Here is a 12,644-nt window from a genome sequence, read left to right as displayed (position 1 = left end):
GGGCTTTCCAGCCTCAGCGCGGCACCACGAACGTCGTCTTCTCCCTGACCACCTGCTGCCCGCCGTCGGGCAGCAGCCGCGCCACCTCGATCACCACCGGCGTGGAGCGGCCCTGCAGCTCCTGCGCGGCCTCGGGGGGCAGCTGCAGGCGCAGCGGCATGGAGGCGATCTCGGCGGCGGGCACTTCCAGCTCGGCCTCGCCCACCAGCACCAGCCCCGGCAGGCCGCTGACGCTGACGCGGTAGCGGCCCACTCGCTCCGAGCCGTTCATCAGCTGCAGGCGGTACACGTTCTCCACGCGTCCGTCCTCGACCATGCGTGCCAGCGTGTTGCGGTCCTTGATCAGGTCCACGTGGAAGGGGCTGCGCAGCGCCAGCGTGGCCACGAAGGCGATGCTCACCGCCGCCAGCAGCGCGCCGTAGATCAGCACGCGCGGGCGCAGCACGCGCCTGAACATCTGGGCGCGCGAGAGCTTCTGCGTCACGCCGTTCTCGGTGGAGTAGCGGATCAGGCCCTTGGCGTAGCCCATCTTGCCCATCACGCCGTCGCATACGTCGATGCACGCGGCGCAGCCGATGCACTCGGCCTGCAGCCCGTTGCGGATGTCGATGCCCGTGGGGCACACCTGCACGCACAGCCCGCAGTCGATGCACGAGCCCAGGCCCAGCGCCGCCGGGTCGGCCTTCTTCGAGCGCGAGCCGCGCGGGTCGCCGCGGCCAGCGTCGTAGGTGATGATCATCGAGTCGCGGTCGATGAGCGCGCTCTGGAAGCGGGCGTAGGGGCACATGTAGCTGCACACCTGCTCGCGCATGAAGCCGGCGTTGCCCCAGGTGGCGAAGCCGTAGAACAGCACCCAGAAGGTCTCCCAACCGGTGAGGCTCAGGCTCATGAGCTCGGCCGTGAGGGTGCGGATGGGCGTGAAGTAGCCCACGAAGGTGAAGCCGGTGACCAGCGCGATCGCCACCCACGCCACGTGCTTGCCGCCCTTGCGCAGCAGCTTCCCGCCGCTCCAGGGCGCCTTGTCGAGCTTCATGCGCGCGATGCGGTCGCCCTCGGTCTTGCGCTCGACCCACATGAAGATCTGCGTGTAGACCGACTGCGGGCAGGCGTAGCCGCACCAGAGGCGCCCGGCGACGGCGGTGAAGAAGAACAGGCCCAGCGCCGAGATCACCAGCAGCGCGGTCAGGTAGATCAGGTCCTGCGGGTACAGCACCAGGCCCAGCAGGTAGAAGCGGCGCTCGTCGAGGTCGAACAGCAGCGCCTGGCGGCCGTTCCACTGCAGCCATGGCATGCCGTAGAAGAACAGCTGCGTGAGCCACACCATCACCCAGCGCCAGTTCGCGAACCAGCCGGTGACGGCCTTTGGGTAGATCTTGTCGGCCTTCTGGAAGATCGAGGCCGACTGGATCGGGATGACTTTGGCGGTGGGCTTGCTCACGGGAAATCAGCCTTCAAAGATGCGGGCGCAATGTATCTTCGACTCGAAGCCGCAGCACGCTCGTGCGGCACTGCAGCAACGCCGCGCGTGACTTGCTGCCGCCGGCGCAGCCGTCGGGCGTAGTGCGGAAGAGCTAGGGGGACGGTGGCCGCGTCACTTCAGTCCGCCGCGGCCGTGGCGGCCGTCACGGGCTGCTGCAGCCACTGCACCGGGCGCGCCGCGCCGGGCAGCACGTCGGCCAGCGAATACCTGTCCAGGTGCTGCATGAAGCGCTGCAGCGCCCCGCCAATGACGCCGGCCAGGCCGCAGTGGCCGTCGAGCAGGCAGGTGCCGCCGGGCAGCGGCGCGTCCTCCGGCAGGGCCGCGGCGGCCGGTACCGGGGCGTGGACGTCATGTGTGAAACACTCGACCAGCGCGAAGTCGGGCTCCATGCAGCGCACCACCGCGCCCAGCGGGATGTCGGCCGGCGCGCGCGCCAGGCGCATGCCGCCGCCCTTGCCGCGCACCGTCTCCAGGAAGCCGCCCAGCGCCAGCCGGTGCGTGATCTTCATCAGGTGCGCCTCGGAGATGCCGTAGGCGCGCGCCACCTCGGCGATGGTGCACAGCCGCTGCGGGTGCTGCGCCACATGCAGCAGCAGCCGCAGCGCGTAATCGGTCATGGCGGTCAGGCGCATGCGTCACTCTCCCGCGCGGCGCCGCCGGGCCTTGAGTTGAGTCATCTTCAGCCCGCCTTGCCGTCGAGCCGCGCGCGGCTGAGCGCCGGCCAGTAGCGCACGGCGTAGAGCCCGAAGCCGGCCGACCACAGCAGCGCGGAGCCCAGCAGCGCGTGCACGTAGCCGGCGGGCCACAGCAGCGGCAGCCCCACGCGCAGCGCGCCCGCGGCCAGCACCAGGGCGTAGCAGGCCACGTCGAAGCGGTCGGCGCGCAGCGCCCGGCCGGTGTGGCCACGCGCGGTGCGGGTCATCATGCCGATGGTCAGGCCGCCGATGGCGCCCACCGTCAGCGCATGCGTGGCGAAGGTGCTGGGGATCAGTTCCAGCGCCGCCGCGGCGCGCATGAGCAGGTGCAGCGGGATCCAGGCGTAGGCCGCGTGCAGCACCCACACCAGCGGCACGCGGCGCGTCCTGTGCGGTTGCCACAGCAGCAGCCGCGCGCCGTGCAGCAGCGCGGCGGTGCCGGCCACCCCGAACACCACCACGCCCGGCAGCGCCAGCGCGTCGGCCACCAGCAGCGCCAGCACGCTGCCCAGCGCCGCCTGCTCCAGGCGCGGATGGCGCGTGGCCTGCGTGCCCGGCACGCCGTTGTTGGTGAACATCGGGATCACGCGCCCGCCCATGACGGCCATCATGAACAGCACCACGTCCAGCGCGATCTGGATGCCGGCCCAGCCCGGCAGCAGCCGCAAGCCCAGCGCCTCGGCATGCACCAGCGCCGCGCCCAGCGCCATCACCGCCAGCAGCCCGGCAAAGAAGTAGTTGCGCCGGTTGTTGCCGCGGCGCAGCGCCGCGAACAGCGCCCAGGCCGCCGCCAGCGGAAAGGCCACGTTGGCCGCGGCGGCCGCCCAGCCCCAGGGCGTGAGCACCAGCACGCGCGCGGCGAGCCACAGCGCGGCCAGCGCCATCAGCGCCGGGCCCGTGGGCGTGTCCTGCCCCGACCAGTTGCGCCCGGCGGTGAAGAGGAAGCCCACCACCACCGCCAGCGTGAAGCCGAACACCATCTCGTGCGCGTGCCACAGCGGCCCGGCGAGGTAGGCGTGGCCCCCCGGCAGCCCGGCGAACTGCAGCGCCCACAGCGCCACGGACAGCGCCGCGAAGCCGCTGGCCAGCAGGTAGAAGGGCCGGAAACCCAGCGCCCACAGGGCAAATCCCTGCGGACGGGGCGCGGGCGAGGCGGCGCGCGGCGCCTCCTCGATCTTGAGCAGGACGGTCATGTGCGTCGTCTTTCCATGGCGCGCCAGCGCAGGGCGGCGCGCAGCATCACCAGCGCGAACAGCGCGATGGCGGCGGCATTGAGGGCGGCACCCGAGGGGCGCCAGGCCGGGTCGGCCAGCCGCAGCACGAGCGAGGCGTGCAGCAGTGCCAGCGGCAGGTAGAAGGCGGCGTCGAATTGCACCTTGATGCGCGCCACCGCCGGCAGGATGACGGGCGCGTGCCCCATCACCATGCAGAAGATGAAGCCCAGGCCGAGCGCGTGCAGCGCCGCGTCGCGGGCGCCGGCGTGGCCCAGGCCCAGGCTGATCCAGGCCACGCCCGACACGGCCAGCCAGGCATAGCCGCCGAGCAGGCACAGCGCCATGTAGCGCGACAGGCCGCGGGCGCGCACCGTCTGGCGCGCGATGTCGAAGGCGGCGAACCACAGCGCCAGGCCCGTCAGCGCCAGCCCGAACAGCGCCGTCGAGAGCGAGGCGCCGGCCAGCAGCGCCACGAGCAGCCCCACCAACAGCGGCTGCGCCGCGGCACGGCGGCGCATCAGCCGCGTCATCTCCAGCCGCTCCGCGGCGATGGTGATGACGAGGAAGGCGAACCACGAGGCCAGCATCGCGTCGTCGTGCAGCCCCACGGCCAGCCGCACGCAGCCGTTGAGCCAGGCCAGCGCCGACACCAGCAGCAGCACGGTGTGCGGCGCGGCGTGGCGGTTGATGATGGCCAGGTTCACCGCCACAAAGCCCAGCGCAGCGGCCGCGAAGGCCAGCGCGCCGGCCTCGGGCTGGCCCGCCAGCAGCGCCGCGCCGCCGGCCAGGCACAGCAGCGGCACGCCGAAGGCGGCGCGGCGCTTGAGCGCCACGGCGCGCTCGATGCTGACCACCGCGCCGAAGAAGGCGCAGATCATCAGCGCCGCGTGCTGCGCCGCGGCCTGGCCGACCAGGGCGCCCTGCGCCACCGGCCAGCCGGCGCGCAGCAGCCCGCCGGCGATGGACAGCACCAGCAGCGCGACGAGCAGCGGCGCGAGCAGCGCCCGGCCCCAGCGCATCGCCCGCGAGGGGCCAGCGCCGGCGCGCGGGCGTGAAGGCAGGACGGCGGCCATGGCGTGGTCTTTCCCGGGGTGTTCCAGAAGGGGCCTTACCAGCGCATGAAGCGCCGTGCGGACTCGCTCATGCGCTCGGGGGTCCACGGCGGCTCGTAGGTCAGCTCGACTTCGAGCGGCAGCGCGGGCGGCAGCACGCGGTCGAGCTCGTTCTGCACGTCCTCGATGATCACGTCCGTCACCGGGCAGGCGGCGGAGGTCATGGTCATGAGCACGTACACGCCCTCGGCGCCGGCGCGCACGCGGTAAATGAGGCCCACGTCCACGATGGACAGCGCCACTTCCGGGTCCACCACGCGCCGCAGCGCCGCGGTGATGGGCGCACGCAAGCCCTCGTCGCCCTCGAATTCGAAGCGCGGCGCCTCAGGCTCGGCGGCGTCGGACTGTTCGTGCGCCGCCATGTCAGCCCCCGCAGCAGCGGCCGCAGACGTGCAGGTGGCGCTCCTGGGGCGGGAGCTGGCGCAGGTCGGTGGTCAGGGCAGGCGTCATCGCGGAGGTCCGGCTTTCAAAGATGTACGAAAGATGAATCTATTGTGGACAGCGCCGCGGCGGCCCGGTTTGACCTGACTCAAACGCCGCCGGGCGCCGCGCCGCGGCGTGGACAATGCGGCCCCTTTCGCCACGCCGCCGGCGTGCGAGATTCCCCTGCCCCGACACCCTCCCCGACTGCATCCCATGTTCAAGAACCTGCACCTGCTGCGCATCGCTCCCGGCTGGACGGCCGACGCGGCGCAGGCCGAGGCGCGCCTGGCGCGCGAACCCTTCCAGCCCTGCGGCGCGACGCAGCCCGAAAGCGCCGGCTGGGTGCCGCCGCGCGGCACGCCGCACGCGCCGCTGCTGGAGATCGTCGATGGCCAGTGGCTGCTGGCGCTGATGACGGAGAAGAAGATGCTCCCCGCCTCCGTGGTCAAGGAGCGTGGCGAGGAGATCGCGGCGCGGCTGGAGCAGGAGCGCGGCTACAAGCCGGGCCGGCGCGAGGCCAAGGAGATCAAGGAGCAGGCCACGCAGGAGCTGCTGCCGCTGGCCTTCACCAAGCGCGCGCGCACGGCCATCTGGATCGACCCGCAAGCCGGCCTGCTGGCGCTGGACGCCGGCAACATGAACCAGGCCGACGCGGTGGTGAGCCTGCTGGTCAAGGCGCTCGACGGTTTTGCTTTGCTGCCGCTGCAGACGCAGCAGTCGCCCGCGGGGTGCATGGCGGCGTGGCTGGCCGAAGGAGAAGCGCCGGGCAGCTTCTACCTGGACCGCGAGTGCGAGCTGAAGTCCCCGGACGAGATGCGCTCGGTGGTGCGCTACGCGCGCCACGCGCTGGACACCGACGAGGTGAAGCAGCACATCGCCGCCGGCAAGCGGCCGACGCGGCTGGCGCTGAGCTGGAACGAGCGCGTGGCCTTCACGCTCACCGACGCGATGCTGCTCAAGAAGATCGAGTTCCTGGACACCGCCCTCGAAGGCCGCGACGCGGTGGCCGAGGACGAGGCCTTCGACGCCGACGCGGCGATTGCCACGGGCGAGCTGCGGCGGCTGATCCCGGAGCTGGTCGAAGCGCTGGGCGGCGAGCAGGTGGCGGGGCAGGCAGCGGCGCCGGTCGAGGCCGCCGCGCCGGCGCCGGTTTCCGCGCCTGCCGCCGAGACGGCCGACAGCGCCGACGCCGCGCCCTGGTGACGCGGCTTTGAGTTGGCGCGGGCGCGGCACTTGCCGCCCCGCCGGGCATGAGACACGACCCTGCCCTGGACCCGGTGCGCCGCGCCGCGCGGCCGCTGGACGACCTCGACGACGTGGACGGCCTCGCGCGCCTGGTCGGCGACGCGAAGCTGGTGCTGCTGGGCGAAGCCACGCACGGCACGCGCGAGTTCTACATGCTGCGCGCGGCGCTGACCCGGCGGCTCATCGAGCACCACGGCTTCGACGGCCTCGCGGTGGAGTCCGACTGGCCCGACATGCTGCGCCTGCACCGCTGGGTGCAGGGCGGCACGGACGACGCCAACGCGCGCCAGGCGCTGGGCGACTTCCAGCGCTTCCCGCGCTGGATGTGGCGCAACCGCGAGTTCCTGCGCCTGGCGCAGTGGCTGCGCTCGTACAACGACCTGCAGCCCATGCACCGGCGCGCCGGCGTCTACGGCATCGACCTCTACAGCCTGCACGCCTCGGTGCGCGCGGTGCTCGACTACGTGCAGGAACACGAGCCCGAGATGGCGCGCCAGGCGCGCGAGCGCTACGGCTGCTTCGACCACTACCTGGAAGACCCGCAGCGCTACGGCCAGGCCGCGCACTTCGGCCTGAGCGAGGGCTGCCAGCGCCAGGTGCTGCAACAGTTGCAGGACCTCATGGCCCGCACCGGGCAGCAGCGCCTGGGCGGCAGCAGCGAGGACGAGCTGTTCCACGCCCAGCTCAACGCGCTGGTGGTGCGCAATGCCGAGCGCTACTACCGCGTCATGTTCGAGGGCTCCACGACCTCGTGGAACCAGCGCGACCGCCACATGCACCAGGTGCTGGAGCGGCTGCGCGAGCACCTCACGCGCACGCGCGGCCACCCGGCGCGGCTGGTGGTGTGGGCGCACAACTCGCACCTGGGCGACGCGCGCGCCACGGACGTGAGCGACCACGGGCAGCTCAACCTGGGCCAGCTGGTGCGCGAGGCCTCGGCGCCGGGCGAGAGCTTCATCCTCGGCTTCAGCACCGACCACGGCAGCGTGGCGGCGGCCTCGGACTGGGACGAGCCGGTGCAGTTCATGCGCGTCACGCCCGCGCGCCCCGACAGCTGGGAGGGCCTGCTGCACGACACCGGGCTGGACCTGTTCGTGCTGCCGCTGCGCGACGACCCGGCGCTGCAGACGCTGCTGGCGCCGCCGCGGCTGGAGCGCGCCATCGGCGTGATCTACCGCCCGGACACCGAGCGGCAGAGCCACTACTTCGAGGCCTCGCTGTCGCAGCAGTTCGACGCCGTGCTGCACGTGGACCGCAGCCACGCCCTGCACCCGCTCGACGGCGCCGCGCCGCCGGAAGTGCTGGAGGAGCCGGAGACTTTCCCCAGCGGGTTGTGAGGCCCTTCCCTGCCCGCGCGGCACACGGCTTGCCGCCCTGACGGCTCAGCAAAACAGCCCGACCCAGGAGGTATCCGCCATGTCCGCCCTGACTACCCAACAACTGCAGGCGCTGCAGGACCAGCTCGCGCAGCGCGAGGCCGAGCTCGGCGCCGAGCTGCGCGACGCGCGCGCGGCGCGCGCGGAGCGGCCCAGCGCGCAAGGCCCGCTGGTGGACGACCAGGTGGCGCAGGGCGAGGAGCGCATCCGCACCGGCGTCGAGCACATCGAGATGGAGCGTGACCAGCTGGAGATGCGCGACATCGACGACGCGCGCGCCCGCATCGCCGAGGGCAGCTACGGCGAGTGCGTGGACTGCGGCTGCGACATCCCCTACGAGCGGCTGCACGCCCAGCCCACCGCCGCGCGCTGCGTGGACTGCCAGGAGCGTTGGGAAAAGACGCACGAGACGGTGCCGCGCTACACGGCCTGACTCCCGCGGCGTTCCCGCTGCGGCCCGGCGGCCCGGCTCCCGGTGGGGGCGCGGGCCGCAAGCTTTTTCGCGTTTGCCTGAACCCGGAGGCGCCTTCATGCTCCCACCGGGCGGGAACCGCGTTCCCGTGCCTTCCCGATTTCACCAGCAGGCCCGGCCGGGCGGCGCCGCGCTCTTGCGCGCCGGTGCCGCCAGGGGCTGGGCCGCACGACAAAAAAGGACCCCATGCACGCACCCGCCCCCCTCATCGCCACGCTGGCCGCCGCCTTCGCGCTGGCGCTGCTGCTGGGCTTCGCCGCCGTGCGCATGAAGCTGCCGGCGCTGGTCGGCTACCTGGCCGCGGGCATCCTGATCGGGCCGTTCACGCCGGGCTTCGTCGCCGACGCCGCGCTGGCCGCGGAGCTGGCCGAGATCGGGGTGATGCTGCTGATGTTCGGCGTCGGGCTGCACTTCTCGCTCGACGACCTCATGGCCGTGCGCCGCATCGCCGTGCCCGGCGCGGCGCTGCAGATCGCCGTGGCCACCGTCCTGGGCGGCGGCGTGGCGCTGGCCTGGGGCTGGAGCATCGGGGCGGCGCTGGTGTTCGGGCTGGCGCTGTCGGTGGCCTCCACCGTGGTGCTGCTCAAGGCGCTGGAGGCGCGCGGCATCCTGGACACTACCAACGGCCGCATCGCGGTGGGCTGGCTGGTGGTGGAAGACCTGGTGATGGTGCTGGTGCTGGTGCTGCTGCCGGCGCTGGCGCCGCTGCTGGGCGGCGGCGGCGGCCATGCCGCGGCGCACGGCCCGGCCGCGGGCGCCGAGCCGCTGTGGCTGACCCTGGTGCGCACGCTGCTGGCCGTGGGCGCGTTCGTCGCGCTGATGCTGGTGGTGGGCCGGCGCTTCTTCCCCTGGCTGATGTGGCAGGTGGCGCGCACCGGCTCGCGCGAGCTGTTCACGCTCAGCGTCATCGCCGCGGCGGTGGGCATCGCCTTCGGCGCCGGGAAGCTCTTCGGCGTGAGCTTCGCGCTGGGCGCCTTCTTCGCCGGCATGGTGCTGCGCGAGTCCAGCCTGAGCCACCGCGCCGCGCACGAGAGCCTGCCGCTGCGCGACGCCTTCGCGGTGCTGTTCTTCGTGTCGGTGGGCATGCTCTTCGACCCGAGGGTGCTGATGGAGCAGCCGCTGGCGGTGCTGGCGGTGGTGCTGATCATCGTGCTGGGCAAGTCGGTGGCCGCGGCGGCGCTGGTGCTGCTGCTGCGCTACCCGCTGGGCACGGCGCTGACCGTCTCGGCGAGCCTGGCGCAGATCGGCGAGTTCTCCTTCATCCTGGCCGGGCTGGGCATGCAGCTTGGGCTGCTGCCGCAGGCGGGCCAGAGCCTGATCCTGGCCGGCGCGCTGATCTCCATCGCCGTCAATCCGCTGGTGTTCTCGGCCATCGAGCCGCTGATGCGCACGCTTCGCAGCCGCCCGGGGCTGCTGCGCCGGCTGGAGCAGCGCGACGACCCGCTGGCCGAGCTGCCCATGGACACCGCGCACCGCTACCTCGAGCAGCAGGTGGTGCTGGTGGGCCACGGGCGCTGCGGCAGCCACATCACGCGCGCGCTGCGCGGCGCGGGCGTGCCCTGCGTGGTGGCCGACAGCAACCGCGAGACCGTGGAGCGGTTGCGCGCGCAAGGCCACCCGGCCGTGTGCGGCGACGCCGCCGACGAGGGCACGCTGATCCAGGCCCACATCGCGCGCGCGCGCATGCTCGTCATCGCCGTGCCCGGCACGGTGGACGTGCTGCCGATGGTGGAGATCGCGCGGCTGCTCAATCCGGACATCGAGGTGGTGCTGCGCGGCGGCGGCGAGGACGAGGCCGCCTTCATCCAGCGCGCGCAGGCCGGGGCGGTGTTCACCGCCGAGGAGGCGCTGGGCCGCGTGATGAGCGCGCACGTGCTGGAGCGGCTGGGCGCGGCGCATTGAGGCCGCAGGAGCGCCCCCCGTTGCACGGGCAACAAAAAACCCGCCTCGCGGCGGGTCGTTGACAAGGAGAGGGGGCGCCGGGCCGGCCCCGGCGGCCGGCCCGGCGGGAGGATCGAGCCCGTGTCAGCGCCGTCCGACGATCATGCCGACGAGGAAGCCCACGCCGGCGGCCACGGCGATGGAGCGCCAGGGCTTGTCGTGCACGTAGTCATCGGCGGCATGGCCGGCGGCGCGCGTCCTGGAGACGGCGTTGGCCTGCAGGTCGCGCAGGTCGTGGCGCGCCTCGCGCAGCCGCTCGCGCAACTGCGTGGCGCTGGCGCTGGCGCTGGCGGCGCTGGAGCGCATCAGCGCCTCGGCGTCGGCCACGATGGCCTTGAGATCGCTCTTGAGCTGGTCCATGCCCGGGTTGCTCGTGCCGGTGGTACCGGTGGCGGCGGTGGTGGTGGCCGGGGTGCTCATGTCGTTCATCGTGCGGTCCTCCGTGTGTGAGAAGCGGAATCGGGTCTTTACCTTAGCCCGGCGCATCACCCGGGGCAAGCGCCGCGCGCAGCCCGGAAGTGCCTGGGAAACCCGCAGGGCGGCCCATCATGCCGCCCCATTGAGCTGGATCAGCCCCGCGCCCCGAAGTTCCGCCGGCGCCGCGCCGGCCCGGCAAGCCCTCGCTCAGGCCAGCGCCGCGGCCGCGTCGGCCGGCGCCGCGACCGTGGCCGCCGCCACGGCGTCCGCCGGCGTGAGCAGCCGCTGCACCAGGTCGCGCACGCCGCGGATCTCGCTGCCGAAGGGCAGCGCGCCGACGCCGCGGAAGAAGAGGCCCTTCCTGACCTCGCCGCGCAGCGCGGCGGCGAGCTGGTGGTCGATGCAGAACTGGCCCCAGCCCGGCAGCCCGTCGCGCAGCCCGCACTGCGCCAGGCAGTCGAAGACCTTGGTGCAGCGCGACTTGGTGTGCACCTTCTCCTGCAGCCGAGGCTCGGCCTTGAGGTAGGACTGCAGCCACTGCGTCTTCACGCCGCGCGCGGGCAGCCCCGCCACGCTGGTGAACTCGACCATGTCCTCGTCGCGCGCCTCGGCCAACACGCGCTTGAACTCGGGATGCGCGTCGCCTTCGAGCGTGACCGCGAAGGGCGTGCCCAGCTGCACGCCCGCGGCACCCAGCGCCTGCACGCGCGCGATGTCCTCGAAGCTGCGGATGCCGCCGGCGGCAATGATGGGGATCTCGCGCTCGATGCCGGCCTTCTTCAGGAACTCCAGCACCGCGGGGATGACGTTCTCGAAGTCGAAGCGCGGGTCGTTGAGGTCGGCCACTTTCGCCGCGCCCAGGTGCCCGCCGGCCAGGCGCGGGTGCTCGATGACGATGGCATCGGGCAGGCGCTTCTTGCGCTCCCACTTCTTGACGATGAGCTGCACGCCGCGCGCGTCCGACAGGATCGGCACCAGCAGCGTTTCCGGGTGGTCCTGCGCCAGGTCGGGCAGATCCAGCGGCAGCCCCGCGCCCACCACGACGGCGTCGATGCCGCACTCCATGGCGCGCTTCGCGCTGGGACCGTACTCGCTGACCGCGCGCATGACGTTGATGGCCAGCAGCCCGCGGCCTTGCGAGAGCTCGCGCGCGGCCTTGATCTCGCGCTCCAGCGCCTCCAGGTTGGCCGCGTCGATGAGCGCCTTGCCCTCGGCCTCCTGGCCGTGGCGGGCGGCGACGCCCTCGGTGCGCTCCATCAGGTCGGGATGGTGGCGGCGCAGGTCCACCGAGCTGATCGTGCCCACGCCGCCCAGCGCGGCCACGCTGCCGGCCAGGCGGTGCGCCGACACGCCCACGCCCATGCCGCCCTGCACGATGGGCAGCAGCGTGCGGCCGCCGAGTTGCAGCGCGCGCAGGCGGCTTTGCTCCAGGACGGGCACGAGGTCGGGGGCGATGTGGGGGCAGGTCATGTCAGGGGCCGAGCAGTCAGGCAGGGCCTGCACCTTACGCAGCCCGGGGCCGGCCCGCCTTGATCTCGGTCAGGTCCGGGCCCGATGCGCCGGTGCGATTGCCCCCGCCGCCTGCGCAGGGTTTGCGGACCCCGGCTTGCGGCGCCGCGCGGCGCTGGCGATGCTGCGCCCATGGCTCTCGAACACGCATCCCCGCTGCAGCCCATCCGGCTGCTCTCCGACGGCGCCCTGCCGCCCGACGCCGTGAGCGTCAGCCTGATCAAGAGCGCCGAGCTGCAGCTGCTGCGCGTGGTGCTGCGCACCGGCAGCGCGCTGCCGGCGCACTGGGTCGCCGGCGAATGCACCATCCAGTGCCTCACCGGCACGGCGCAGCTGATCACGCCCGGCAAGCAGCTGGACCTGGAAGCCGGCGACGTGGTGCTGGTGCCGAAACAGCAGCCGCACGAGGTGCGGTCCCAGCACGAGGACAGCGTGCTGCTGGTGACGATACGGCTGGGGACGTGAGGGGCCGGCGGTCGTCATTGGCCGCCGTTTTAAAGATTCGCCTTGTCGTCAGCCCGCGGGCTGACACGCAGCGCCCACCACCCCGTCATTCCGGCGAAAGCCGGAATCCACGCGCACCGCTACGGTGGAATGGCTGGTGGCGGCACGTGCCCAAGCCAAGCCAGCGGGGCATCGCAGCGTTCGTGGATTCCGGCTTTCGCCGGAATGACGACGTTCTTTCTGCGGCCGACGCTTCAGCAGGCCCCGATCAGCGGGCAACCCACTTCGCATCGAGCCGGCGCGAAGCCGTCAGCGC

The 12,644-nt window shown here is 72.8% G+C and carries 12 protein-coding genes; 5 read left to right on the top strand and 7 right to left on the bottom strand.

Features of this window, described 5'->3' with window-relative positions; translation table 11 throughout:
- Positions 1 to 13 precede the first annotated feature (13 nt).
- From ccoG to FJ694_RS00495, 5 genes are all read right to left on the bottom strand, one after another.
- Complete coding sequence (ccoG, locus tag FJ694_RS00515) at positions 14 to 1,438, bottom strand: cytochrome c oxidase accessory protein CcoG (RefSeq protein WP_157263466.1); 1,425 nt, start codon at positions 1,436 to 1,438, stop codon at positions 14 to 16.
- A 158-nt stretch (positions 1,439 to 1,596) separates the two neighbouring features.
- Complete coding sequence (locus tag FJ694_RS00510; protein ID WP_157263465.1) at positions 1,597 to 2,112, bottom strand: RrF2 family transcriptional regulator; 516 nt, start codon at positions 2,110 to 2,112, stop codon at positions 1,597 to 1,599.
- Positions 2,113 to 2,159: 47 nt separating this feature from the next.
- Positions 2,160 to 3,368 (bottom strand): NnrS family protein, encoded by a 1,209-nt coding sequence (locus FJ694_RS00505; RefSeq protein WP_157263464.1) that lies wholly within the window; start codon positions 3,366 to 3,368, stop codon positions 2,160 to 2,162.
- Positions 3,365 to 4,462, bottom strand: coding sequence for a DUF8744 domain-containing protein (locus FJ694_RS00500; RefSeq protein ID WP_232539824.1), 1,098 nt, complete (start codon positions 4,460 to 4,462; stop codon positions 3,365 to 3,367). Before FJ694_RS00500 ends, FJ694_RS00505 begins: the two co-directional genes overlap by 4 nt.
- Positions 4,463 to 4,497: 35 nt before the next feature.
- Positions 4,498 to 4,863 (bottom strand): metal-sulfur cluster assembly factor, encoded by a 366-nt coding sequence (locus FJ694_RS00495; protein ID WP_157263463.1) that lies wholly within the window; start codon positions 4,861 to 4,863, stop codon positions 4,498 to 4,500.
- A gap of 274 nt (positions 4,864 to 5,137) precedes the next feature.
- On the opposite strand from FJ694_RS00495, the gene FJ694_RS00490 reads away from it, so the two are divergent.
- The 4 genes from FJ694_RS00490 to FJ694_RS00475 all read left to right on the top strand — a co-directional run bounded on the left by FJ694_RS00490 (position 5,138) and on the right by FJ694_RS00475 (position 9,919).
- On the top strand, positions 5,138 to 6,127 hold the full coding sequence (locus FJ694_RS00490) for a recombination-associated protein RdgC (RefSeq protein ID WP_157263462.1): 990 nt from the start codon (positions 5,138 to 5,140) through the stop codon (positions 6,125 to 6,127).
- A 47-nt stretch (positions 6,128 to 6,174) separates the two neighbouring features.
- Complete coding sequence (locus FJ694_RS00485; RefSeq protein WP_157263461.1) at positions 6,175 to 7,506, top strand: erythromycin esterase family protein; 1,332 nt, start codon at positions 6,175 to 6,177, stop codon at positions 7,504 to 7,506.
- 79 nt (positions 7,507 to 7,585) lie between these two features.
- A complete protein-coding gene (locus FJ694_RS00480) occupies positions 7,586 to 7,978 on the top strand; it encodes a TraR/DksA family transcriptional regulator (protein WP_157263460.1) in 393 nt (130 codons plus the stop codon).
- A gap of 225 nt (positions 7,979 to 8,203) precedes the next feature.
- Complete coding sequence (locus FJ694_RS00475; protein WP_157263459.1) at positions 8,204 to 9,919, top strand: cation:proton antiporter domain-containing protein; 1,716 nt, start codon at positions 8,204 to 8,206, stop codon at positions 9,917 to 9,919.
- Positions 9,920 to 10,042: 123 nt separating this feature from the next.
- Here FJ694_RS00475 and FJ694_RS00470 read toward each other — a convergent pair whose 3' ends face one another.
- Together FJ694_RS00470 and FJ694_RS00465 are read right to left on the bottom strand one after the other, a co-directional pair.
- Complete coding sequence (locus FJ694_RS00470; protein WP_198320666.1) at positions 10,043 to 10,387, bottom strand: ElaB/YgaM/YqjD family protein; 345 nt, start codon at positions 10,385 to 10,387, stop codon at positions 10,043 to 10,045.
- 195 nt (positions 10,388 to 10,582) lie between these two features.
- Positions 10,583 to 11,845: an NAD(P)H-dependent flavin oxidoreductase gene (locus FJ694_RS00465; protein ID WP_157263458.1), complete on the bottom strand. Its 1,263-nt coding sequence runs from the start codon at positions 11,843 to 11,845 to the stop codon at positions 10,583 to 10,585.
- Positions 11,846 to 12,016: 171 nt separating this feature from the next.
- On the opposite strand from FJ694_RS00465, the gene FJ694_RS00460 reads away from it, so the two are divergent.
- Positions 12,017 to 12,349 (top strand): cupin domain-containing protein, encoded by a 333-nt coding sequence (locus tag FJ694_RS00460; protein ID WP_157263457.1) that lies wholly within the window; start codon positions 12,017 to 12,019, stop codon positions 12,347 to 12,349.
- Positions 12,350 to 12,644: the final 295 nt, after the last annotated feature.

Origin of the sequence: Azohydromonas aeria, from assembly GCF_009760915.1 — a bacterium.
In the GTDB taxonomy this organism is placed as follows: domain Bacteria; phylum Pseudomonadota; class Gammaproteobacteria; order Burkholderiales; family Burkholderiaceae_C; genus Azohydromonas; species Azohydromonas aeria.
This window is presented reverse-complemented; position numbering and strand designations above follow the sequence as displayed.

Bases quoted from the DNA above. Each gene is read 5' to 3' on its own strand.
- FJ694_RS00510 (WP_157263465.1), bottom strand. From the start codon at position 2,112: ATGCGCCTGACCGCCATGACCGATTACGCGCTGCGGCTGCTGCTGCAT.
- FJ694_RS00505 (WP_157263464.1), bottom strand. From the start codon at position 3,368: ATGACCGTCCTGCTCAAGATCGAGGAGGCGCCGCGCGCCGCCTCGCCC.
- FJ694_RS00500 (WP_232539824.1), bottom strand. From the start codon at position 4,462: ATGGCCGCCGTCCTGCCTTCACGCCCGCGCGCCGGCGCTGGCCCCTCG.
- FJ694_RS00495 (WP_157263463.1), bottom strand. From the start codon at position 4,863: ATGGCGGCGCACGAACAGTCCGACGCCGCCGAGCCTGAGGCGCCGCGC.
- FJ694_RS00490 (WP_157263462.1), top strand. From the start codon at position 5,138: ATGTTCAAGAACCTGCACCTGCTGCGCATCGCTCCCGGCTGGACGGCC.
- FJ694_RS00485 (WP_157263461.1), top strand. From the start codon at position 6,175: ATGAGACACGACCCTGCCCTGGACCCGGTGCGCCGCGCCGCGCGGCCG.
- FJ694_RS00480 (WP_157263460.1), top strand. From the start codon at position 7,586: ATGTCCGCCCTGACTACCCAACAACTGCAGGCGCTGCAGGACCAGCTC.
- FJ694_RS00475 (WP_157263459.1), top strand. From the start codon at position 8,204: ATGCACGCACCCGCCCCCCTCATCGCCACGCTGGCCGCCGCCTTCGCG.
- FJ694_RS00470 (WP_198320666.1), bottom strand. From the start codon at position 10,387: ATGAACGACATGAGCACCCCGGCCACCACCACCGCCGCCACCGGTACC.
- FJ694_RS00465 (WP_157263458.1), bottom strand. From the start codon at position 11,845: ATGACCTGCCCCCACATCGCCCCCGACCTCGTGCCCGTCCTGGAGCAA.
- FJ694_RS00460 (WP_157263457.1), top strand. From the start codon at position 12,017: ATGGCTCTCGAACACGCATCCCCGCTGCAGCCCATCCGGCTGCTCTCC.